This window comes from Caballeronia sp. S22 (assembly GCF_964261745.1).
Lineage (GTDB): Bacteria > Pseudomonadota > Gammaproteobacteria > Burkholderiales > Burkholderiaceae > Caballeronia > Caballeronia jiangsuensis.
The window spans coordinates 574,505-597,524 of the sequence record NZ_OZ180036.1 but is presented as its reverse complement, the minus strand read 5'-3'; the positions used below and the strand labels follow the sequence as shown (position 1 = coordinate 597,524).

Sequence of the window (23,020 nt, the reverse complement as noted above, 5' to 3'; positions counted from 1 at the left end):
TTGTGTACTTGGACGTCGAACGACGCCTCCCGCGACGCGGTGCATGCTACGCCGCATATACACAGTATGTGATATATCAAGTAAGTCAAGCGAAAGAAATGACGGGGTTTTCACTTAGGAAGTCGCACTTCGTAAGCGCATGAAAGCTGCAGTGAACGCGGATTGAACAGACGAAAAAAAGCCCGGCAGAGACAGGCCTGCCGGGCGATGAGCGTGGCGAGACATGGCAATCCGCAGCACGCACCTTCTTTATAAATGAAAGTTAAACGTAATGTAAAGGGGTATTTTTGTATGGTTGATGTTTTACGCGTTCGACAGTCTTAGAACACGTTCACGGGCACGTTGACCATCAGGCGATACACATCGCTGGTGGGGTCCGGATAGTAGGAGCTATTGCGGTGATGATGCATGTAGTAGAACTTGACCGATGTGTTCTTGAACTTGCCGTCAGGGATCGTGTAGCTCGGGATCACGCCGATTTCGTAATGCGTGCCCTGCAGTGGCTGGCCATTCCCAACGCTGCCGCCCGACCAGTAGTTACCCGCTTGCGCCGAGCCGCCGTTGGCCATCGCGCTGCCATCGGCATCCCAGCCATACGCACCCCACATCGTGAACTTGAGACCCGGTACGCCGTACTCCTTCATGTTGAGCGAGTACGACAGGCTCAGCGATTTTTCATGCGGCTGGTTGTAGTCCACATCGAGCGAGTTCGACAGATAATCGTCCGCCGACTGGCCCATGTAGTCGAAGGTCTGATCGCTCACGATCTGCTGGAACGCGACCTGCACCGTATGCGCGCCGTGCGTGCCGGCAAGCGCCAGCGAATATGCGTTGTTGTTGATCGAGCCTTGCCGCTTGTCGCCGATCGCGCCCGTGTAGTAGTAGTTCAACGAGCCCGTCCAGCGGACACTTTTCGGATCGCCGATGCTCTGCGTCGCCGTCAGGTAGTACTGCTGCCACACGTTGTTCGCGACGCTGCCGTAGAGCGAAACCGCGGTATCGTCGCCGTGCGTCCAGTCGCCGCCGAAGTACGTGAATTGCGAGACATGCGTGCCACCGTATTCCGTCGTGAGACCGGTAACAGTCGTCATGCCGCGCGCGAGCACGCCGTCCACCGTGCCTGCCTTCAGCGTGAGGTTCTTGATCTCATCGCTCGCAAGCGAGAAGCCGCGGTAGGTCGGCGGCAATGCGCGGTTGTCGTGCGGCACGAGGAACGGATTGTCGAACAGTTGCTGACCGTATTTGAGCACGGTGTTCGACACGCGCGCCTTCACATCCCACACGCCCGGATAGGCCCATGCCAACTGATTCGACCCGCCGCCGTCCGTGCCGACGTGAACGCGATTGCCCGCCCCCACGCCGCCGTTCAGCTTGAACGCGCCGAAGAGCGACACGTCGCCGCCCAGCCCGATCAGCCCTTTCGTATAGCCCGATTCGAACACCGCCTGCGCGCCCAGAACCCACGCGTCCTTCTTGCCCGCGCCCTTGAATTCGTCATGTTCGGTAAAGGAGCGCATCAGCACGTTGAAGTGCGAATCCTCGATGAAGCCTTTCGATTTCGCCTGGCTGCTCACCGGCGCATCCGCCCCGGTGTTGGGCGGCGAATCCGGCGGCGCTTCGGTGTGACGCGAAGGCGGCTCAGTATCGGTTTCATCGGCATGCGCGGCAACCGCGGCGGCCATGAAACCGCTGAACAACAAAATCGATAGCGCGAGTGAGTGTTTTTGTTTTTTCACGAAAAAAGTCTCCACTTATATTGATTCAACTGCTAACGGCTTGATCAAAACTAAGGATTGCAAAACGCCTCGCCCGACGACGCAAAAAAGCGTCGAGGCGTACAGGCGGATGAGCAAACGAAGCAAGGGATGAGCGGCGCATGGCCGCCCGGTTATCGGACGTTATTTATTGCGGGTGTCTTCCTCGGATATCGTTGGTTTTCTAATTGGCGCGAGTCGCCATTCAAGCAAACAGGCACGCCGCCGATGAGTCGGCCCCGAGCGCGCGCAAGGCAGGCACTTCCTGCGAGCAACGTGCCTGCGCCATCGGGCATCGTGTATGGAACACGCAGCCCGAAGGCGGATCGATCGGGCTCGGAATGTCGCCGGACAGAATCTGCACGGTCTTGGCGCGCTCGACCGCCGGATCGGGCACCGGCACCGCCGACAACAGCGCGCGCGTGTACGGATGGCGCGGCGTGTCGTAGAGCGCGTGCTTATCAGCGAGTTCCATCACGCGGCCGAGGTACATCACCATCACGCGATCGGAGATGTGGCGCACCACGGCGAGATCGTGCGCGATGAAGATCAGCGCGAGCTTCATCTCTCTTTGCAGCGACTTGAGCAGATTCACGATCTGCGCCTGAATCGACACATCGAGCGCCGACACCGGTTCATCGCAGATGACGAGCTTCGGCTCGACGATCAGCGCGCGCGCAATGCCGATACGCTGACACTGCCCGCCCGAGAATTCGTGCGGATAGCGGTTGATCATCTGCTCGCGCAGGCCGACCTTCGCCATCATCGCGCGCACGCGTACGTCGATTTCCTGCTTGTCCATGCCGGGCCGATGCTCGACGAGCGGCTCCGCGATGATCTGTCCGACCGTCATGCGCGGATCGAGCGACGCGAGCGGATCCTGAAAGATCATCTGCACGTCGCCGCGCACGCGATGCCATTCGCGCGCCGATGCGCCCGAGAGCGTCGCGCCCATCCATACGATGTCGCCAGCGGTCGCGGGAATGAGGTTCAGGATCGCGCGCGACAAGGTGGACTTGCCGCAGCCCGATTCGCCGACGACGCCGAGCGTCTCGCCCGCCTTCAGCTCGAAGCTCACGCCGTCGACGGCCTTCAGCGTGCGGCGCGGCGCCCACGGCAGGCGGTTCTTCGGCTTCACCTGAAAATGCACGCGCATGTCGCGCACGGAGAGAATCGTCGCGTCAGACATGGCTCGCTTCCTTTGTGACTTGATGAACCGGACGATGACAGGCCCGAAGCCAGCCAGTTTCGACGGCCTTCAGCGCGGGCGCATCGACGGCGCATTCGTCGCTGGCATCCGCGCAGCGCTCGTGGAACGGACAGCCCGCCGGCGGATGCGCCATATTCGGCGGATTGCCCGGAATGCCGGTCAGTTCACCGCCAGCGTGATCGAGACGCGGCAGCGCGCGCAACAGGCCGATGGTGTACGGATGCGAAGGCTTCGCGAACAGCGTGGCGGCATCGCACTGCTCCATCACGCGGCCGCCGTACATCACCATTACTTTTTCGCATAGCCCGGCGACCACGCCGAGATCGTGCGTGATCAACACGATCGACGTGCCGAAGTCGTGTTGCAGGTTACGCAGCAATTGCAGGATCTGCGCCTGCACGGTGACGTCGAGCGCGGTGGTCGGCTCGTCGGCGAACAGCACTTCGGGCTCGCACAGCAAGGCCATCGCGATCATCACGCGCTGGCGCATGCCGCCCGACATTTCGTGCGGATACTGCCCGATGCGATGCGCCGCCTCCGGAATGCGCACGGCTTCGAGCATCGAGATCGCGCGCTTCTTCGCTTCGCGGCGCGTGACGTTCTTGTGCAGTTCCAGCACTTCGGTCATCTGCCGCTCGATCGTGAGATACGGATTGAGCGAGCTCATCGGGTCCTGGAAGATCATCGAAAGACGATTGCCGCGGATGCGGTTCATCGCGCGATCCGACATGCCGATGAGATTTTCGCCGCGATACATCGCACGTCCGCGCGCGCGCCCGTTCGATGCGAGGAGGCCCAGCATCGCGAGCACGCTCTGACTCTTGCCCGAGCCCGATTCGCCGACAATGCCGAGCGTCTCGCCCTCTTCCAGCGTGAAGTTCACGCCGTTCACGGCGCGCACGTTCGCGTCGTGCGTGCTGAATTCGACCTGCAGATCATTGACTTCGAGTAGCGGCATGGCTCACCTGTCCTTCGGATCGAGCGCGTCGCGCAGCCCGTCGCCGACAAAGTTGATGCAGTAAAGCGTGATCGACAACAACGCCGCCGGGAACAGCAGAATCCACGGCGACGACTCCATCACGCCGACGCCGTCCTGGATCAGCACGCCCCAGCTCGTCATCGGTTCCTGCACGCCGAGTCCGAGGAACGACAGCACCGATTCCGTGAGGATGACGGCGGGCACGGTGACGGTCGTATAGATCGCGACGATGCCGAGCAGATTCGGCACCACATGCCGCGCGATGATGCGCCGCGTCGGCACGCCGATCGCGCGCGCCGCCTCGACATACTCCTTCGAGCGGATCGAGAGCGTCTGGCCGCGCACGACGCGCGCCATGTCCATCCACGAAAAGATCGTGATGGTGATGACGACGAGATAGAACTCGCGGCCGAGCAGCGTCACCATCAGGATCGCGATGAGCAGATACGGAATGGCGTACATCATGTCGACGATGCGCATCATCGCGTTGTCGATGCGTCCGCCGACGAAGCCCGCGATCGCGCCCCACACGATGCCGAGCGTGACCGACGTGAGCGTCGCGAGCGCGCCGATCATCAGCGAGACGCGGCCGCCGATCAGGCAGCGCACGAGCAGATCACGGCCGGTGTCGTCGGTGCCGAAGAGATGCCAGTTCGCGAGCGTGGGCGCGACGCTCGTCGCGTTCCAGTCGGTGGAGTCGAATTCGTTCGGCAGGAGCCACGGCCCGACGATGCACGCGAGCGTGATCAGAACGAGCAGGATCAGGCTCACGACGGCGGCCTTGTTGCGCAGGAAACGCGCGCGCGCGTCCTGCCACGGGCTGCGGCCCGCGACCGCCTTTTCGAGCATGGGTGCAAGAGAAGCAGATTTCATCGCGCGCCCTTCAATAACGGATCTTCGGGTCGAGCCACGCATACGCGAGATCGACCAGCAAATTGAGCAGCACCGCCACCACCGTGACCAGCACGACGAGGCCGAGCACGAGCGTGTAATCGCGATTGGCTGCGCCGTTCACGATCAGCTTGCCGATGCCCGGCAGCGAGAACACCGATTCCGTGACGACCGCCGCCGTGATCGATGAAATGGCGAGCGGCCCGATCACCGATACGACCGGAATCAGCGTCGGCTTCAATGCATGACGCAGGACGACGGTGCGCATCGGCAATCCTTTGGCGCGGGCGGTGCGGATGTAGTTCGTGTTCAGCACTTCGATCAGGCTCGCACGCGTCACGCGGCCGACCGTCGCAACGTTGATCATCGCGAGCAGCGCGACGGGCAGCGCCATGTAGCGCAACTGGAAGTCGTTCCAGCCGCCTGCTGGCAGCCACTTCAGCAGGATCGCGAAGACGAGGATCAGCACCGGCCCGAGCACGAACGACGGGAACGCATTGCCCGCGTTGCTGACGAGCATGAGCGCGTAGTCCGCGATGCTGTTGCGACGCAGCGCCGCCACGACGCCCAGCGCGACGCCGATCACGATGGCGAGGAGCATCGACACGCCCCCGATCGTCAGCGACACCGGCAGCGCCCGCAGCACGAGGTCGTTCACGCTCCAGTCGGCATAGCGGAACGATGCGCCGAGATCGCCGTGCAGAAGACCGTCGAGATAGAACAGATACTGCTTCCACAACGGCTCGCCGAGGTGGTACTTCGCCTGCAGGTTCGCGAGCACTTCGGCGGATACCTTGCGCTCGCCGTCGAACGGGCCGCCCGGCGTCGCATGCAAGAGCAGATAGCAGACCGTCACGACGATCAGGAGCGTCGGCAGCGTGAGCAGCACGCGCCGCAATGTGTAGGACCACATGAGCGATTTCTCCTGTGCGTCAGTGCTTGACGATGTAGAGATCCTTGCTACCGTAATGATCCATCGGATTCTTCAGCGAATAGCCGCCGACATAGCTCTTCACGAGACGCGGCAAGCCGTATTGCAGCAGCGGCAGCATCGGGTAGTCGTCCATCACGATCTTTGCCGCCTGCGTCTGCAACTGCGTGCGCTTCGCGCGATCCGTGGTTGCGGCCGCTTCCTTGATGAGCGCGTCGGCCTTCGGGCTGCAACTGAAGTTGTCGTTCTGCTCCGACTTGCACTGCACGAGCGTGAGGAAGGTCGTTGCGTCGTTGTAGTCGGCCACCCAGCCATTGCGCGCGATCTGATAGTCGCCGCCATGGCGCTTCTTCAGCAGCACCTTGAATTCCATCGACTCGATGTCCATCGTGAGGCCGAGCTTCGTCTTCCATTCCGATGCGACGAAGATCGCCATCTTCTTGTTGTAGTCGCTCGTGTTCATCGCGAAACTCAGCTTCGTGCCCGGCTTCACGCCCGCCTGTTCCAGCAATTTCTTCGCTTCCTCGACGCGCTTCGCCATCGGCCACGTCGACCATTCGTAGTTCGATACTTCCGCGCCGCTCACGCCCTTCGGCAGCAGGCCGTACAGCGGCGTCTGGCCGTCGGCGGTCACGCGCTGCGCGAGCAGATCGCGGTCGATGACCATCGAGAGCGCCTTGCGCACGCGCACGTCCTTCAGCAGCGGATCGCGATTATTGAAGCTGTAATAGCGCGTGCCGAGAATCAGCGAGTTGCGGATGTCCTTCGGGAATTGCTGGCTGTACTTTGCGTACGTGCCCGTCGGCAACTGATACGTCATGTCGTTCTCGCCGGACTGGAACAGCTTGACGTCCGTGTTCTCGTCTTCGACCGGCAGATAGGTGACCTGCGTCAGTTGAACGTTCGTCTTGTCCCAGTAGTTCGAATTCTTCGTCAGCACGAGCTTGCTGTTGACCTGCCAGTCCTTGAGCTGAAAGGCGCCGTTGCTGACGAGATTGCCCGGCTTCGTCCAGTCCTTGCCGAATTTCTCGACCGTGGCGCGATGGACCGGCCCGAGATTCGGATTCGACATCAGTTCGGGCAGGAACGGCACGAGACCGTCGGTCTTGACTTCGATGGTGTTCGCATCGACGGCGCGCACGCCGAGCGCGCTCGCCGGCTTCTTGCCCGCGACGATATCAGCGCCGTTCAGCAGGAACGGGCCGAACACGTTCGCATACGACGACGCCGTTTTCGGATCGACGAAGCGCTGGCAGCCGTAGACGAAATCGTTTGCGGTGACGGGATCGCCATTGGACCAGCGGGCGTTCTTGCGCAGATGGAAGATCCAGGTCGTCGAGTCCTTCTGTTCCCATTTTTCCGCGACGCCCGGCACCACCTTTCCGTCCGAATCCGTGGCGGTCAGGCTTTCGAACAGGTCACGCGAGACGTTGGCCGCGACCACGGTTTCGACCAGCGCCGGATCGAGCGTCTCGACCTCGGAGCCGTTGTTGCGCACGAGTTCCTGCTTCGCGGCGAGCGCGACGCCTGACGGCACGATGGCGGCCGTCGCGTTGAGTGCGGAAAGCGCGAGCAGCGCTGCGGCGGCAGTGAGCTTCGTGCGCTGGACCGATACGTGGTGAACGGAAAAGAACGTCATGGGGAATCCTCTTTTGTCTCGATTGTCGATCTTTGCTTTCGATTTACTTGCACAGATTCGGAGTCCTACATGCATCGGTTTGTTTATCGCAAATTGAATAAACAAATCGATCTCGAACCCGGCAAATTTAACGAAAAGCTTTCTTGTTTCTGTCGCGTCGCTGCGGCGATTGCACGCACGCATTGCGCGTCGGGCGAATGATTCTTACGCGGACGCTTTCATTCGCGCTTCAGGCTGGCGGCGAGTATTTCGCATCAATAAGACGGATGCCACTCACATGTGCTTATAGACACTAAATTTTTCGAATAGTCGTTCAATTTGTTGGATCGGCGCACTTTGCGACTTTCGGCGCACGAATAGGGCTAAGGCAGCAAGTGCTTGTTTCCTATAAGATTGCGTCGCCGTTAACAGCCGCTTCAATGCCGTCCGAAAGATGATCCGTTTTCGCCAGATCGAGGCTTTTCGCAGTCTCATCATGACCGGCACCAGTGTCGGCGCAGCAAAAAAACTCCACGTGACGCAACCCGCGATCAGCCGATTGATCGCCGATCTCGAAGCCGATCTCGGTTTCAGCCTGTTTTCGCGCGTCGGCGGCCGTCTGAATCCGACGACCGCCGGCCTGCGCTTCTACAAGTCCGTCGAAGAGAACTTTCTCGGGCTGGAGCGTCTGAAGCAGGTCGCCGCGATGATCCGCGAGGAAGCGTCCGATGGCCTCACGGTCGCGTGCATGCCCGTGCTCGCGACAACGCTTCTGCCGCCCGTGCTCGCCGATTTCACCGAGCGGCATCCCGGCGTGCCGATCAAGGTCGATTCGGTGAAGGTGCCCGAAGTGCTCGTGAACCTGCAGAACCATAAGGCCGATATCGCGCTGAGCCTCGCGTTTCCGGCGGTCGCGGGCATCGAGGTGGAAACGTTGCTCAAGGCGCGCGCTTCCTGCGCGATGCCTGCCACGCACAAGCTCGCAAAAAAGAAGATCGTGCGACCGTCCGACTTGCGCGGCGAGCAGCTGATCGGCTGGCTGCCGAATTCACGGCAGCCCTACGACGCGGAACAATCGCTGATTTCATCCACCGAGGACCGGCCGCGCTATACGGTCTTCACCGACACGGCCCACACCCGCTATGCGATGGTCGCTGGCGGTCTCGGCATATCGATCGTGGAACCGTTCGCGGCGAAGGTCTGGCGCGCGCATGGCGTCGTCGTGCGGCCGTTCGAGACCGACATCGAGTACGAATACGTGCTGTCGTATCCGAGCAGCGGAATCCGCTCGGATCTCGTCGCGTCGTTCCGGGATTCGGTGAAGCGCATCGCCGAGCATTATTCGTTCGATGCCCCGGAAGATGCGTTGGACGCCGTGCCTTTGAACGCGGACTGACGCGCCGCGCGTAGCTCAGCCGCCGAACAGTTTCCTCGCGCGTTCGCGCATCTGCTCGGCGGAGACATCCTCGATGTGGGTGGCAACCCACCACACATGCCCGAACGGATCGCGCAGCTTACCGCCGCGGTCGCCGTAGAACTGGTCTTCGACCGGGCGCAGGATCGTCGCGCCTTCGTCGGCGGCGCGTTGCGCGACCGCGTCGACGTCCGTCACGTAGAGATGCAGCATCACGGGCGTGCCGCCGACCGAAAGCGGCCCCACGGTCCCGTAATCGGGAAACTCGTCGCAAAGATAGATGACGTTGCCGCCGATCGACAACTCCGCGTGACCGATGCGTCCGTCCGGCTGCTCGATCCTGAACGTTTCCGTCGCGCCGAACACTTTCGTATAGAAGTCGATGGCGCTAGCGCAGCCCGCCACCGCCATGTACGGAATCACGCCGCGACGGTCCTGCGGAATCGGTTCGACTTGCGAGGTCATGTCAGTCTCCTGAGATATCGCGGACGCCCTGCCCGCGTCCCCTTCGACACGTATGCTCCACCGATGGTGCCCGGCCTTGATCCGGCCCCGCGTCTCGGGCATGCTGTCGGCCAATTCCGGCGGCTTCGCCGCGAACGCGCATTCGCGCTTCGCTTCATACTCTCGCTTGTCGCAGTCGCTTCAAATCCAATCAACACGGAGCACTCATGCACGATCTGAAAAACAAATCGATCCTCATTACCGGCGCGAGCACGGGCATCGGCGCGGCGGCGGCGCGGGCTTTCGCGCAATACGGCGCGAATGTCGCGGTGCACTACAACAGTTCGAAGGACAAGGCCGAGGAAGTCGCGAAGGACGTGCGCGCGCTCGGCGTCACGGCGATCACGGTCGGCGCGGACGTGCGCGACTCGAAGGCGATCGACGCCGCCGTCGCGCAGGTCGTCGATACCTTCGGCAAGATCGACGTGCTCATCAACAACGCGGGCAGCCTCGTGAAGCGCGAGCCGATCGCATCCGCGAGCGACGAGCTCTTCGACGAGATCATGCACATCAACGCGCGCTCGGTGGTCGCGTTCACGCGCGCGGCGCTGCCGTCGCTGCGCTCGGGCGGCGGCGGCTCGATCATCAACGTGACGTCCGTGGCGGCGCGCAACGGCGGCGGCCCCGGCGCGCTGCTCTACGCGGCATCGAAAGGCTTCGTCAGCACGATCACGAAGGGCATGGCGAAGGAACTGATGGCGGATCGCATCCGCGTGAACGCGGTGGCGCCCGGCGTGATTCAGACGCCGTTCCAGGAACGCTTCACGACGCCCGAGCAACTCGAATCGTTCCGCAAGTCGATCCCGATGGGCTTCATCGGCGAGCCCGACGATTGCAGCGGCGCGTTCCTCTATCTCGCGTCCGAGGCGATGTCGCGCTATGTGACGGGGCAGATCATCGACGTGAACGGCGGCCAACTGATGCCCTGATCGTTGCATCGCGGCGCTCGTGGTATATAAAGCGTCTAGTCTTTCGTCGCACGTAATAAAGGAGATACAGGAGATGCTTTTGAAAAAAGAACCGCGCATCCGGTCCCTCGCGCTCGGCGCCATCGTCGCGTCGGCGCTCATGACGGCGGGATTCGTCGAGACCGCGCCGGCCTATGCGAAAACCGCCGATGCTCAGCCGGCCGTGCTGAACGCCTCGGCGGTCGCCGTCGCGGACAAGTACGCCGCCGACACAGCCGAGCAGATCTTCAAGCAAGGCGGCAATGCGGTCGACGCGGCCGTCGCGATCGCCTTCACGCTCGCCGTCACGTATCCGGAGGCGGGCAATATCGGCGGCGGCGGCTTCATGACGCTCTACGTCGATCATCGCCCGTACTTCCTCGACTATCGCGAGCGCGCGCCGCTTTCGGCCACGCGCAACATGTACCTCGACGACAAGGGCGAAGTCATCAAGGGCATGAGTCTCTACGGACATCGCGCGGTCGGTGTGCCGGGCACGGTCGACGGCATGTGGGAGGCGCAGAAACGCTTCGGCAAGCTGAAGTGGAAGCAGGTGCTCGCGCCGGCCATCAAGTACGCGCAGGACGGCTTCGAAGTCGACGATCAACTGGTCAAGCGCCGCGACGACGCCTCGAAGGAATTCGCCGGCAAGACCAACTTCGACCTGTACTTCGGCGGCATGAAGGCGGGCCAGGTGTTCAAGCAGCCCGACCTCGCGATGACGCTGCAGCGCATCGCCGACAAAGGCGCGAAAGGCTTCTACGAAGGCGAAACCGCCAATCTGATCGCCAAGTCGATGGAAGGCCACGGCCTCATCACCACGCGCGACCTGAAGGACTACAAGGCCGTGTGGCGTCAGCCGATCACCGCGAGCTGGAACGGCTATCGCGTGATCACCGCGCCGCCTCCGAGCTCGGGCGGCGTCGGCCTCGTGCAGTTGCTGAAGATGAAGGCCGATATCAAGGACAAGTTCCAGGACGTGCCGCTCGATTCCGCGCAGTACATTCACCTCGTGGCCGAAATCGAGAAGCGCGTCTTCGCGGACCGCGCGCAATATCTCGGCGATCCCGATTTCTACAAGGTGCCGGTCGCGCAGCTCATCAACGACGATTACATCCTGAAGCGCGCGCAGGAAGTGAATCCCGACACGCCTTCGGACACGAAGAGCGTGCAACCGGGGCTCGGCACGTCGATGCCCGAGAAAGCGGAGACGACGCACTTCTCGGTCGTCGACAAGTGGGGCAACGCGGTATCGAACACGTACACGATCAACGGCTACTTCGGCTCGGGCGTGATCGCGGAAGGCACGGGCATCGTGCTCAACGACGAAATGGACGACTTCGCGTCGAAGCCGGGCGTGCCGAACATGTTCGGCGTCGTCGGCAGCGATGCGAACTCCATCGCGCCGAAGAAACGCCCGCTCTCGTCGATGACGCCGACCATCCTCACGAAGGACGACAAGGTCGCGATGGTGATCGGCACGCCAGGCGGATCGCGCATCTTCACGTCGATCTTCCAGGTCATCACGAACGTGTACGACTTCAACATGCCGCTCGCCGACGCCGTGGGCGCGACGCGTTTCCATCATCAGCTGCTGCCGCCGAACACGATCTTTCAGGAGCCGTACCATCAGCTCGATGCCGACGTGATCAAGCAGCTCGAAGATAAAGGCTACAAGTTCACGATGCAGGGCTTCAACGGCGACATTCAGGCGATCCGCATCGACGGCGACAAGCCCGAACCGATGTCCGACCCGCGCGGACGCGGCGTATCGCGCGTCATCCGGTAATGCGCCGCACAACGGCGAGCAAGTAAAATAGCGGCCCGGACCGGACTAGCGTTTGCCCTAGTCCGGCACCTCGCCGGTCTTGCCGAAGCCCCGCCCCATGCGGGTTTCACGGCATATAAGCCCCTCGGCATGACCGGCATGTTTTTCATGGGATTGGACCCCGCGTTCTGTTCCCCTAGTCTCTGTCCTGACCGAGTGCAGCCGTAAGTGCACGTCACTCGGCATCATCCAGAACTACATACGAGACGACCCTGACGATGGCCCCGCAGTGACCGCGTGCAGTGAGCGCGGTGCACGGTTGCCGTTTCAGCGTGCTGATAAAGGAGCAGCTCATGATGGAATCCCCCGCCCAGCAGCTTGGCGACATCGATATCACCTCCACCGAACGAGAAGAAAGCGGTCAGGCCGAAAGCGGCGGCTTTCTCGATCGCTACTTCGGCATTTCGCAAACCGGCAGCACGGAAAAGCGCGAGATCGTCGCGGGCGTGACGACCTTCCTCGCGATGGTCTATTCCGTGTTCGTCGTGCCGGGCATGCTCGGCAAGGCAGGCTTCGACACGAGCGCGGTGTTCGTCGCCGTGTGTCTCACCACGGCATTCGGCTCGCTCCTGATGGGCGTCTGGGCGCGCCTGCCGATCGCGATCGGCTGCGCGATTTCGCTAACCGCGTTCACGGCCTTCGGCCTCGTGCTCGGCAAGGGCCTCACACCGGCCATCGCGCTCGGCGCGGTGTTCCTGATGGGCATCGTGTTCACGGCGATCTCCGTCACCGGCGTGCGCTCGTGGATCCTGCGCAATCTGCCGACGGGCGTCGCGCACGGCACGGGCATCGGCATCGGCCTGTTTCTGCTGCTGATCGCGTCGAACGATGTCGGCCTGATCGTCAAGAATCCCGCGCCCGGCATGCCGGTGTCGCTCGGGCACATCACGGCCTTTCCGGTGCTGATGTCGGTTCTGGGCCTGGCCGCGATCTTCGGTCTGGAGCGCCGGCGCGTGCCGGGCGGCATCCTGCTCGTCGTCGTCGGTCTGTCGGCAATCGGCCTGATCTTCGATCCGTCCGTGCGCTTTCACGGCATCTTCGCGCTGCCGTCGCTGTCGGCGCCGGGCCATGCTTCGCTCATCGGCGCGATGGACATCAAGGGCGCGCTGTCGATGGCCGTGCTGCCGAGCGTGCTGGCGCTCGTGATGACCGCCGTGTTCGACGCGACCGGCACGATCCGCGCCGTCGCCGGCCAGGCGGGCCAGATCGACAAGAACGGCCGCATCATCAACGGCGGCCGCGCGCTGACCGCCGATTCGCTGAGCTCGATCTTCTCCGCGTGCTTCGGCGGCGCGCCGGCGGCGGCGTATATCGAATCGTCGGTAGGTGTCGCGGCGGGCGCGAAGACGGGCCTCGCGGCCGCGGTCGTCGGCGTGTTGTTCCTGGTGGTGATGTTCCTCTCGCCGCTCGCCGCGCTCGTGCCTTCCTACGCGACGGCGCCCGCGCTGATGTACGTCGGTCTGCTGATGCTCGGCAATGTCAGTAAGCTGCATTTCGACGATACCGTCGACACGATGTCCGGCCTCGTCTGCGCGGTGTATATCGTGCTGTCTGCCAACATCGTGACGGGCATCATGCTCGGCTTCACCACGCTCGTGATCGGCCGTATCGTCGCGGGCGAATGGCGCAAGCTGAATGTCGGCACGGTGGCGATCGCGATCGTGCTCGCCGTGTTCTATCTCGGCGGCTGGGCGATCTGATCGCTGCTTGCAGCGCCTGAAAATGCAGACGGCGCGCTGTCCGGAAGGACAGCGCGCCGTTTTTCATGGCCGCGCTATTTCGTCACCAGCGCGACCGCGCCGGTTTCCAGCAACGACTTGAGATTCGACAGAATCTTCGGCCATCCGCCCGACACGGCCTCGATGAACGGCTTGCTGTCGCTCACATGCGTGACGGTGAGTCTGACCGCTTCGCCCTGCTGCTCCAGTTCGTAAGTGCAGCGCGAATATCCCGCGTCTTTCAGATCCTCGCGAAACTCGTTGCGCCATTTCAGCACGAGGCGTTTGCCCGGCTCGGCTTCGAGCACTTCACCCGCATCCGCGACGCGCCCGTCGGAGAACAGCATCTTCCATGACGAGCCGGCCTGCCAGTCGGATTCCTGATGCATCCCGAACCAGTATTTCTTCACGAATTCCGGCGTCGTGAGGGCTTCCCATAGCTTCTCGGGCGTCGTGCGGATGTACGTCACATACACAAACGTGTCGCTACTCATGATCGTCTCCTTCAAGCGTGCGTTTGAGGTCGGACAAAGCGTCCAGACGCGGACGCTCGAACTTGCTGATCCAGCGTTGCGCGATCTCATGGATCGGCACCGGATTGAGGAAATGACGCTTCTCGCGGCCGTGACGCTGCGTCGACACGAGATTCGCCGCCTCGAGTATCGCGAGATGCTTCGACACGGCCTGACGCGTCATGCGAAGGCCATCGCACAGCTCACCGAGCGTCGGCCCGTTGGTTTCGCGAAGGCGGTCGAGCAGTTGTCTGCGGCTGGCGTCCGCGAGCGCGCGAAAAACCGAATCGTCATCCATGAACGCATTATGCAACCATTTGGTTGCATGTCAAGCAGCTCGATTCGATGAAAGCCGCAGCGCAAATGCGACAACGCCCCGGAAGCCTTTCGCTTCCGGGGCGTTGCCGATACTCCTGACCGGGATGCTGTCGCGCGCGGCTTACTTGCGGCGATACGATTCGACGAGAATCTCGCAGTTTTGGAGGTGCAGGTGCAGCGCACGATTCCACTCGCGACGCACCGCAGCCTTCGACGCGCGCAGCCAGGAACCGAACGAAACGAGCAGGGATTGTTGAGCTGTGGTTTTCATGAGCGGCTCTCAGGGTAAGTAGCTAAGGGATAACCATGACTATAGGCCTTTTACGCTGCATTGCAACATCTTCTCAAAAAAGCAACAGGGTAATCCCTAGCCCTGCGGTCAATTTTGCTGCGGCGCGTCCGGCGCCAGTTGCACGCCCTTTTTGAAGATGAAGCAGCCGTAGCCGCGCGTTTCGCCCGTCGCGATCACGCAATACGCCTTCTTCGCACGCTCGTAAAACGCGAAACGCTCGACCGATGCGAACGGCACCGCGCGACCTTCGGCAGCATCGATCTCGCGCTGGGCTTCGTGTTGCACGGCGGGCAGCGCGGCCGCATCGCCGACGACTTCCATGCGCTCGGCAGGATGATCGACGAACGTATCCAGCGGCATCACCGACAGCACCGCCCGCACCGCGCGCGGCGCGCCGACGCCATCGAGCCGCAGCACGCGGCCGAGCACCGTCTGACGCGCGACGGAATCGGCGGGAAAGTTGGCGTCGCAGATCACGACTTCGTCGCCGTGGCCCATCGCGCAGAGCGCGTGCAGGATATCGGGGTTGAGCAGCGGATCGATGTTCTTCAGCATGTTTTCTTGTTCTCCATGACGTAAGGCCGGTTTCGAATCCATGGTAACCGCGCAGCGCCGCTAGGGTACGAGCAAGTCGCCCTGCCGCGCCGCGTCTTTGCCCGCGATGCGCGCGACCAGCATTCCCGCCGTCGCGAAACGTGTCCAGTGCCGCGCGTACAGCACGCCTTCGGTCTGCGCGACGAGCGGCACGAGCCGGTCATCGAGCGGATCGAGCACGTCGGCGATGACGTCGCCCGCGCGCACCGTCTCGCCGATCTCCCGTCGATGCAGAATCACGCCCGACACCGGCGCGTGCACGTATTCGCATCCGGCGAGCGGCGTCGCGGGGTGGCGCAGCGGCGGCGGCTCCGGCGCTGCGCCCGCGATCATGCCGATATGCGTCAGGTAATCGACGATCGCCTGAGCATCGCACGCGGCCATGTCGTGCGACACGTCGCGCACGCCGCGCAATTCGAGCGTGACGGACTTCGTCGCCATCGGAATCGGAAAGCGGCCTTCGAATGCGCCGCGCAGATAGCGCCACGCCGCCGTGCACGCCTCGTCGAAGGGCTCGCCGCCCGACACGTCCGCGAGCAGTTGCGCCTCGCTGCCGAGATAGCGCGCGAGCGGCTCGATCGCGGGCCACGCGTCGGGCGTCGTATAAAGGTGCGCGACGGCTTCCCAGTCGCAATGAAGATCGATGACGAGATCCGCATCGCACGCGAGCTTCATCAGTTCGAGCCGCTGCGACTCCAGTTCGGTCGCGGGTTTGCGCGTAGCGAGCGCGTCGGAAAGCGCTGCGCGGATGAGGCGCGCGTTGTGCGCTTCGTCATCGCCGAGGCGGTCTTTCAGTTGCAGCGCCAGCTCGGGCCCGATCTCGGGAAAGCGCCGGTTGAAGTCCTGACCCGAGCCCATCTCGAAGCGGCCCATCTGCGCGCCGAACCAGTGCTGATTCAGGCCCGCCGGATTCGCGACCGGCACGAGCACGACGCGCGCGCGCAGACGCCCCGTCGCTTCCAGTTCGGCGAAGCGCCGCTTCAAATACCACGCGACGACCATGCCGGGTAATTCGTCCGCGTGCAGCGACGCCTGGATATAAACGGTGGGCGAATCGCCGTTTTGCGGGCCGAACCGGTAGCTCGTGATCGCCCGCCCGGTGCCGAGCGACGCACCGACGAGCGGATGGTGATGAATCTGCATCTTCGAAAATCTCTCGTCGAAAAGAAAAGGCACCGCGAGCGATGCCTTTTCGGTCGAGTACATCGAACGGCGCTTACTGGATCGAGATATCCGTCTCGAAGTACTTCGCCATGATGCGCTTGAACGTGCCGTTCTTTTTGATCTCGACAAACGCGCTGTTCAGGCCGTTCTGCAGATCGGCGTCGCCCTTGCGCAGGCCGATGGCCGTGCCCGGACCGATGAGCGCCTTGTCTTCCACGATCGGACCGACGAGCGCGAACGGCTTGCCCTGCGGCTTCTTCAGAAAGCCGATGGCGGCTTGCGCGGCGTCGGTGAACATCGCGTCGATGCGGCCCGCAACGAGATCGGCCTCGACCTGTTCCTCATCGGCGTAAGGCACGACCGTCACGCCCTGCGGCTCCCATTTAACCTTCGCGTAACGCTCCTGCACCGTGCCCTGCTCCACGCCGACGCGCTTGCCCTTCAGCGCCTGAGGCGTCGGCAGGATGCCGGAACCCGCGCGCGCGACGAGTTGCGCGTGGGTGTCGTAAAGCGGCTCGGTGAAGTCGATCTGCTTCAGGCGCTCTTCGGTGATGCCCATGTCGGACAGCACGGCGTCGAACTTGCGGGCCTTCAGGCCGGGAATCATGCCGTCGAAATTGTTTTCGACCCACACGCACTTGACCTTCATCTGCGCGCAGAGCGCATTGCCGAGGTCGATGTCGAAGCCGGCGAGCTTGCCGTCGGCCTGCTTGGATTCGAACGGAGGATAGGAGGGATCGACGGCGAAGCGGATTTGCGTGATCTCTTTGGCGTGCGCCGAGAACGAAACGGCGGCGAGTGCGGCAAGCATCGCGAGCGATGCGGACTTCTTGAATGACATGTTTTCCTTCGGGACTTTCGATGAGACGGCGAAACATCGCGCGCAGACGCGCGAAAAACCGTGAATGGTATCAAACGCCCACGGTTCGCCGCGCGACGCCCATCAAGGCACGACCGAAAGAAACAGGAAAGCCGCGAATATCACGAGATGCACGACGCCTTGCAAAACGGTCGAGCGCCCTGTGCCGAGCGTGATGACGGACACGATCAGCGTGAGCGCCAGCATGACGATTTCCTTGGGCGCGAGCCCGAGCGAAATGGGCTGGCCCATGAAGATCGACACGACCGCGACCGTCGGAATCGTCAGGCCGATGCTCGCGAGCGCCGAGCCGAGCGCGAGATTCAGGCTCGTCTGCAGCCGGTTCAGGCGCGCCGCACGCACGGCGGCGAGACCTTCGGGCAGCAACACGAGCGCGGCGATCACGACGCCGACCACGGCTTCCGGCGCGCCCGCCGCCGCGACGCCCGCCTCGACCGCCGGCGACAGGAGCTTCGCGAGCCCGACCACCGACACGAGCGACAGCATCAGAAACCCGAGCGCGAGCCACGCCTCGCCGTTGCTGGGTGGGGGCGCGTGCGGCGCTTCATCTTCGTCGGGCGTGTTGGCGGCGATCGGCGGAGTGAACGGCAGGAAGTAATCGCGATGGCGGATCGTCTGCACGAACACGAACGTCACGTACAGCACGAGCGAGATCACACCGACGAAAATCAGTTGCGATGTCGAAAGCGCGGGACCGACGACGGTGCTCGTGAAGTTCGGCAAAACGAGCGTGAGCACGGAAAGCGCACAGAGAATCGCGAGCGCGGCGGCCGCGCCTTGCAGTTGAAAGTCCTGCACGTGATGCCGCAAGCCGCCGATCAGGAGACACAGGCCGACGATCCCGCAACCGCAGATCATGATCGCCGCGAACACGGTATCGCGCGGCAGTCCGGCCTTTTCGGGGCCGCCGGAAAGCATCACCGAGACGATCAGCGCGACCTCGATCACCGTGACCGCGATCGCGAGCACGAGCGTGCCGAACGGCTCGCCGACGCGGTGCGCCACCACTTCCGCGTGATGCACGGCGGCGAACACCGCGAACGCGAGCGCGATTGCCGCGAGCACGATCATCGCGGTGTTGTGGATGAACGCGGCGCCGGCCAGCACGACGAGCGCGAGAATCGGGGTGGCGAGGGTCCAGTCCAGCTTGAATTTCATCGGCGCTCCGGGCGGATCGGGTGAATGGGATCGTCGGCTCATGCGATGTAACCGCAAGGTCTGCAAAAACGCGCCGAATGAATCGGACCCGCTCGGGCGCCGCGCGTGCGGAGAGATTACCGTGACAAAGGGCCGCAGACCATCGGCATGATAGCGAAAACGCGGCGTCGCGCGTTCGCCCGCGTGCGTGGACGCGAGCGCGTGATGGTCGGAGCGTAGTGGCTCAGGCGGCTGGTTGCACGCAAGGCCGCTCGAAGGAACGGCCCCGCGCGCCGGATGCGGTCACTCGCCGCCGCTTTCCCGGAAGTAGAGACGGCGCGGCAAACCCCATACGATCAGCATCGCGCCGAGCAGGCACGCGAACGCGATCGCATAGAGGCCGGGCGTCGCGCTGCCCGTCATCGTCTTCACCTTGCCGACCATGTACGGGCTGATGATGCCGCCGAACTGCCCCACCGAATTGATCAGCGCGATGCCGCTCGCCGCCGCGATGCCGGTGAGAAAGCGCGTCGGCAGAATCCAGAAGAGCCCGAGCGACGTGATGATGCCGGTCGCCGCGATCGTGAGGCCGATCACGAGCATCACGGTATTGCCCGGAAAGAAGCCGCACAGCACATAGCCGATGGTGCCCGCGAGCGCGCAGGCGCCGAGGTGCCAGCGCCGTTCGCCGGTGCGGTCCGAGTGTCTGCCGATCAGAATCATGCCGATGCCCGCGACCGCGTAAGGCAGCATCGAAATCAGGCCGATTTTGAACGGATCGCTCGTGCCCGCCGTCTTGACGAGCTGCGGCATCCAGAAGACGAGACCGTAGATGCCCATTGCGAGGAACAGATAGATGAGCGCCATCACGAGCGTGACGGGCTCGCTGAACGCGGCCTTCAGCGAATGCACTTCGCCGACTTTCGGATCGCGCGCGAGTTGCGCCTTGAGCGCGCGCTTTTCGTCGGCATCGAGCCATTTCGCGTGATCGACGTCGTCATCGACGAAAGCGAGCACGACGAAGCCGAGCAGCACCGACGGAATGCCTTCGAGCAGAAAGAGCCATTGCCAGCCGGGCATGCCGTTGAGACCGTCGCAGAACTTCATGATCGCGCCCGACAGCGGACTGCCGATGATCCCGCACAGCGCGATCGACGCCATGAAGAACGAATTGATGCGCCCGCGCCGCGACGAAGGAAACCACTTCGTGAAGAAATACAGCGCGCCCGGCACGAAGCCCGCTTCGAGCGCGCCGATCAGAAAGCGCAGCACGTAGAACCAGGTTTCGGTATGGACGAACATCATGCACGCCGACGCGATGCCCCACGTGATCATGATGCGCGCAATCCAGCGCTTCGCCCCGACGCGATGCAGGACGATATTGCTCGGCACCTCGAACAGAAAATAGCCGACGAAGAACACGCTCGCGCCGAAGCCGTACATCGCGTCGGAGAAACCGAGTTCGCTTTGCATCTGCAGCTTCGCGAAGCTGATGTTGATGCGGTCGAGATACGAGAACACGAAGCATGCGACGAAGAGCGGCACGAAACGCCAGAACACCTTGCGGTAAATCTGGGCGTCATCGTGCGCGACGTCGCGCGGGGCGGCGATGGAATCCACGTTGTCTCCTTGTATTTTTCTGGATGCAGCGATGTCAGTAAGTGGCGCGTCCTCCGGACAAATCGAACACCGCGCCCGTCGTGAACGAGTTCTCGGAGGACGCCAGGAACGCGACCATCGCCGCGATCTCCTTCACCTCGACAAAGCGCCCGCGCGGAATCTTCGACAACATGTAGTCGATGTGCTCCTGCTTCATCTGATCGAAAATCTTCGTGCGCGCGGCGGCCGGCGTCACGGCGTTCACCGCGATATCGAGCCCTGCCGTTTCCTTGCCGAGGCTCTTCGTTAATGCGATCACGCCCGCCTTCGCCGCGCTGTACGCCGATGCGTTCGGGTTGCCTTCCTTGCCCGCGATCGACGCGATATTGACAATGCGTCCATAGCCGCGCGCGATCATCGTCCTGACGATCGCCTGATTGACGTGGAACGCGGCGTTCAGATCGACGTCGATCACGCGCAACCATTCTTCCGGCGCGTAGTCCGCGACCGTCGCGTTCGCGCCCGCGATGCCCGCGCTGTGCACGAGAACGTCGATTTGCCCGAAGCCTTCCTGCGTGCGCGACGTGGCCTTGGCGACCGCTTCGCGATCCGTCAGATCGACGAGCACGGTTTGCACGTCGCCCAGACGAGCGCGCGCCTCGGACAACGCGCCTTCATCGCGATCCCACAGCGCGACGCGCGCGCCGCCTTCGAGCAGACGCTCCGCCACCGCGTAACCGATGCCCTGCGCGCCGCCCGTCACCACGGCCGCGCGGCTCGTAAAGTCGTACCGATTCATGCGTCCACCGTCCGTTGCCGTTGTTCGCCGAGTCCCTCGATGCCGAGGCGCATGGTCTGCCCCGCGCGCAGATAGACCGCTTCCGGCTTCTGTCCCATGCCGACGCCCGGCGGCGTGCCCGTCGAGATGACATCGCCCGGTTGCAGGCTCATGAAGCGCGAAAGATAGGCGACGATTTCGCCGACCTTGAAGATCATCGTGGCGGTGTTGCCGTTCTGATAGCGCTTGCCGTCGACTTCGAGCCAGAGCGGCAGCTTGTGCGGATCGGGCACTTCATCGGTGGTGACGAGCCACGGTCCGATCGGGCCGAACGTGTCGCAGCCCTTGCCCTTGTCCCAGGTGCCGCCGCGCTCGATCTGATATTCGCGCTCGGACACGTCGTTGATCACGCAATAACCGGCGACGTGGCTCATCGCATCGGCTTCGTCGATGTACGCGCCGCCCTTGCCGATCACGACGCCGAGTTCCACTTCCCAATCCGTCTTCTTCGAGCCGCGCGGAATGCGCACGTCGTCGTTCGGGCCGACGACCGCCGACAGCCACTTGTTGAACACGACCGGCTCGGAAGGCACGGGCAGGTTCGATTCCGCCGCGTGATCGGCGTAGTTCAGCCCGATGCAGATGAACTTGCCGATGCGCCCGACGCACGGCCCGATACGCTCGGACGAAGGCACGAGCGGCAGCGTCGACGGATCGAGTTTCGCGAGGCGCGCGAGCGATTCGGGCAGGAGCGCGTCGCCGGCAATATCGCCGATCACGCCGGACAAATCGCGGATCGCGCCGCTGGAATCGAGAACGCCGGGTTTTTCCCGGCCGGGCGCGCCGTATCGAAGCAGCTTCATGAGTCGTTGTTTCCTTGACGGTTGAGCAGAAGCCCACAATGTAGATAAGCCGCACGCGCCTGAATAATGAAAGCTGCTGCCGAGGCGATAACTTTCCGTTATCTTCTCGTAGTCCCCTAGCCGCTCTCAGCCATGCTGCCGAATGCCGATTCCATCGCCGCGCGCCTGCGGCTCAAGCAACTGCGCCTCTTGATCGCGCTCGACGATCACGGTTCGCTGCATCGCGCCGCCGACGAAATGGCGCTCACGCAGCCGGGCGCGACGAAGTCGCTGCGCGAGATCGAAGCCACGCTGGGCGCGACGCTCTTCACGCGTTCGGCGCAAGGCATCCAGCCCAACGAACTCGGGCGTTGCGTGATCCGCTATGCGCGCCTGATTCACATGGACGTCGCGCATTTGCGCGAGGAAATGGCGGGGATTCTGCAAGGCACGGGCGGGCGGCTCGCGATCGGCGCGATTACGGGCGCGGTGTCGGGCGTGCTCGTCGATGCCCTCGCGCGCCTGCGCGAGCGCCAGCCGGCGCTGACCGTTGAAGTGGTCGAAGACACGAGCGCCCGGCTTCTGGCGCTGCTCGATCAGGGACGGCTGGATGTCGCGATCTGCCGGGCGAGCGTCGCGCGCCAGCCGGATCAATATCACTACGTCGAATTGCGCGATGAGCCGCTCGCGATCGTCGCGGGCGTCGAGCATGCGCTCGTCGATGCGCCGCGTGTCGAACTGAGCGAACTCGCATCCAGCCGATGGATCGTCTATCCGGCCATCATGCCGATCCGCAGCGTCTACGAGCGCGAGTTCAAGGAAGCCGGCCTGCCGCTGCCCGTGCATCCGATCGAGACGGCATCGACCATCACGACAGTTTTGTTGCTGCAACGCGACCCCACGCTCGTCGCGATGATGCCGCTCGACATGGCGAGCTTTCTCGCTGAACACGGACTCGCGAGGCGGCTCGCAATCGCGGTGCGTTCGCGCACGGAGCCGTATGGCGTCGTGACAAGAAAAGGCGTGCCGTTGCCCGCGCCTGCGCGGCTCATCATCGAGGAACTGACGCGCGAAAAAAACGCGGACGGATGATGTGCCCGTCCGCGTCTT

General features: G+C 63.1%; 22 protein-coding genes. 5 read left to right on the top strand and 17 right to left on the bottom strand.

Annotation, left to right across the window (positions count from 1 at the left end):
* Nucleotides 1–320: 320 nt before the first annotated feature.
* The 6 genes from ACEN42_RS17865 to ACEN42_RS17840 form a co-directional block, all read right to left on the bottom strand.
* Nucleotides 321–1,682, bottom strand: coding sequence for an OprD family outer membrane porin (locus ACEN42_RS17865; RefSeq protein ID WP_371882247.1), 1,362 nt, complete (start codon nucleotides 1,680–1,682; stop codon nucleotides 321–323).
* Between the two features lie 277 nt (nucleotides 1,683–1,959).
* Nucleotides 1,960–2,943, bottom strand: a complete 984-nt coding sequence (gene oppF, locus ACEN42_RS17860) for a murein tripeptide/oligopeptide ABC transporter ATP binding protein OppF (protein WP_371882022.1) — start codon at nucleotides 2,941–2,943, stop codon at nucleotides 1,960–1,962.
* Nucleotides 2,936–3,922 (bottom strand): ABC transporter ATP-binding protein, encoded by a 987-nt coding sequence (locus ACEN42_RS17855; RefSeq protein WP_371882021.1) that lies wholly within the window; start codon nucleotides 3,920–3,922, stop codon nucleotides 2,936–2,938. Before ACEN42_RS17855 ends, oppF begins: the two co-directional genes overlap by 8 nt.
* A gap of 3 nt (nucleotides 3,923–3,925) precedes the next feature.
* On the bottom strand, nucleotides 3,926–4,816 hold the full coding sequence (locus tag ACEN42_RS17850) for an ABC transporter permease subunit (protein ID WP_051626933.1): 891 nt from the start codon (nucleotides 4,814–4,816) through the stop codon (nucleotides 3,926–3,928).
* Nucleotides 4,817–4,826: 10 nt separating this feature from the next.
* Nucleotides 4,827–5,747: an oligopeptide ABC transporter permease OppB gene (gene oppB, locus ACEN42_RS17845; protein ID WP_371882020.1), complete on the bottom strand. Its 921-nt coding sequence runs from the start codon at nucleotides 5,745–5,747 to the stop codon at nucleotides 4,827–4,829.
* Between the two features lie 19 nt (nucleotides 5,748–5,766).
* Entirely contained in the window at nucleotides 5,767–7,404 is a 1,638-nt protein-coding gene (locus tag ACEN42_RS17840) for a peptide ABC transporter substrate-binding protein (protein WP_371882019.1), read from the bottom strand.
* Nucleotides 7,405–7,837: 433 nt separating this feature from the next.
* Here ACEN42_RS17840 and ACEN42_RS17835 point away from each other — a divergent pair, with 433 nt between their 5' ends.
* A complete protein-coding gene (locus tag ACEN42_RS17835) occupies nucleotides 7,838–8,779 on the top strand; it encodes a LysR substrate-binding domain-containing protein (RefSeq protein ID WP_187606202.1) in 942 nt (313 codons plus the stop codon).
* Nucleotides 8,780–8,794: 15 nt separating this feature from the next.
* On the opposite strand, the gene ACEN42_RS17830 is transcribed toward ACEN42_RS17835, so the two are convergent.
* Nucleotides 8,795–9,262, bottom strand: a complete 468-nt coding sequence (locus tag ACEN42_RS17830) for a VOC family protein (protein WP_238213809.1) — start codon at nucleotides 9,260–9,262, stop codon at nucleotides 8,795–8,797.
* Between the two features lie 206 nt (nucleotides 9,263–9,468).
* Here ACEN42_RS17830 and ACEN42_RS17825 point away from each other — a divergent pair, with 206 nt between their 5' ends.
* From ACEN42_RS17825 to ACEN42_RS17815, 3 genes are all read left to right on the top strand, one after another.
* Nucleotides 9,469–10,230, top strand: a complete 762-nt coding sequence (locus ACEN42_RS17825; RefSeq protein WP_371882018.1) for an SDR family NAD(P)-dependent oxidoreductase — start codon at nucleotides 9,469–9,471, stop codon at nucleotides 10,228–10,230.
* Between the two features lie 139 nt (nucleotides 10,231–10,369).
* Entirely contained in the window at nucleotides 10,370–12,037 is a 1,668-nt protein-coding gene (gene ggt, locus ACEN42_RS17820) for a gamma-glutamyltransferase (RefSeq protein ID WP_371882246.1), read from the top strand.
* 332 nt (nucleotides 12,038–12,369) lie between these two features.
* Nucleotides 12,370–13,776: an NCS2 family permease gene (locus ACEN42_RS17815; RefSeq protein WP_371882017.1), complete on the top strand. Its 1,407-nt coding sequence runs from the start codon at nucleotides 12,370–12,372 to the stop codon at nucleotides 13,774–13,776.
* A gap of 74 nt (nucleotides 13,777–13,850) precedes the next feature.
* Here ACEN42_RS17815 and ACEN42_RS17810 read toward each other — a convergent pair whose 3' ends face one another.
* From ACEN42_RS17810 to ACEN42_RS17765, 10 genes are all read right to left on the bottom strand, one after another.
* On the bottom strand, nucleotides 13,851–14,288 hold the full coding sequence (locus ACEN42_RS17810; protein WP_238291249.1) for an SRPBCC family protein: 438 nt from the start codon (nucleotides 14,286–14,288) through the stop codon (nucleotides 13,851–13,853).
* Nucleotides 14,281–14,604, bottom strand: coding sequence for a helix-turn-helix transcriptional regulator (locus tag ACEN42_RS17805; RefSeq protein WP_187606197.1), 324 nt, complete (start codon nucleotides 14,602–14,604; stop codon nucleotides 14,281–14,283). The genes ACEN42_RS17810 and ACEN42_RS17805 overlap by 8 nt, the downstream gene beginning before the upstream one ends.
* Nucleotides 14,605–14,745: 141 nt before the next feature.
* Entirely contained in the window at nucleotides 14,746–14,895 is a 150-nt protein-coding gene (locus ACEN42_RS17800; RefSeq protein WP_371882016.1) for a hypothetical protein, read from the bottom strand.
* A 108-nt stretch (nucleotides 14,896–15,003) separates the two neighbouring features.
* On the bottom strand, nucleotides 15,004–15,471 hold the full coding sequence (locus ACEN42_RS17795; protein WP_035503632.1) for an RbsD/FucU family protein: 468 nt from the start codon (nucleotides 15,469–15,471) through the stop codon (nucleotides 15,004–15,006).
* A 60-nt stretch (nucleotides 15,472–15,531) separates the two neighbouring features.
* Nucleotides 15,532–16,653: a succinylglutamate desuccinylase/aspartoacylase family protein gene (locus ACEN42_RS17790; protein ID WP_371882245.1), complete on the bottom strand. Its 1,122-nt coding sequence runs from the start codon at nucleotides 16,651–16,653 to the stop codon at nucleotides 15,532–15,534.
* Between the two features lie 73 nt (nucleotides 16,654–16,726).
* Nucleotides 16,727–17,515 carry an ABC transporter substrate-binding protein gene (locus tag ACEN42_RS17785; protein WP_371882015.1) on the bottom strand — a complete coding sequence of 263 codons (789 nt, stop codon included), beginning with the start codon at nucleotides 17,513–17,515 and terminating at the stop codon, nucleotides 16,727–16,729.
* A gap of 102 nt (nucleotides 17,516–17,617) precedes the next feature.
* Nucleotides 17,618–18,712, bottom strand: a complete 1,095-nt coding sequence (locus ACEN42_RS17780; RefSeq protein WP_187606193.1) for a calcium:proton antiporter — start codon at nucleotides 18,710–18,712, stop codon at nucleotides 17,618–17,620.
* 282 nt (nucleotides 18,713–18,994) lie between these two features.
* Entirely contained in the window at nucleotides 18,995–20,311 is a 1,317-nt protein-coding gene (locus ACEN42_RS17775) for an MFS transporter (protein WP_187606192.1), read from the bottom strand.
* A gap of 34 nt (nucleotides 20,312–20,345) precedes the next feature.
* Nucleotides 20,346–21,089: an SDR family oxidoreductase gene (locus tag ACEN42_RS17770; protein ID WP_371882014.1), complete on the bottom strand. Its 744-nt coding sequence runs from the start codon at nucleotides 21,087–21,089 to the stop codon at nucleotides 20,346–20,348.
* Nucleotides 21,086–21,931 carry a fumarylacetoacetate hydrolase family protein gene (locus ACEN42_RS17765; RefSeq protein WP_309884829.1) on the bottom strand — a complete coding sequence of 282 codons (846 nt, stop codon included), beginning with the start codon at nucleotides 21,929–21,931 and terminating at the stop codon, nucleotides 21,086–21,088. The genes ACEN42_RS17770 and ACEN42_RS17765 overlap by 4 nt, the downstream gene beginning before the upstream one ends.
* A 132-nt stretch (nucleotides 21,932–22,063) precedes the next feature.
* Between ACEN42_RS17765 and ACEN42_RS17760 the strand changes: the two genes are divergently transcribed.
* Nucleotides 22,064–23,002 (top strand): LysR family transcriptional regulator, encoded by a 939-nt coding sequence (locus tag ACEN42_RS17760; protein ID WP_371882013.1) that lies wholly within the window; start codon nucleotides 22,064–22,066, stop codon nucleotides 23,000–23,002.
* Nucleotides 23,003–23,020: the final 18 nt, after the last annotated feature.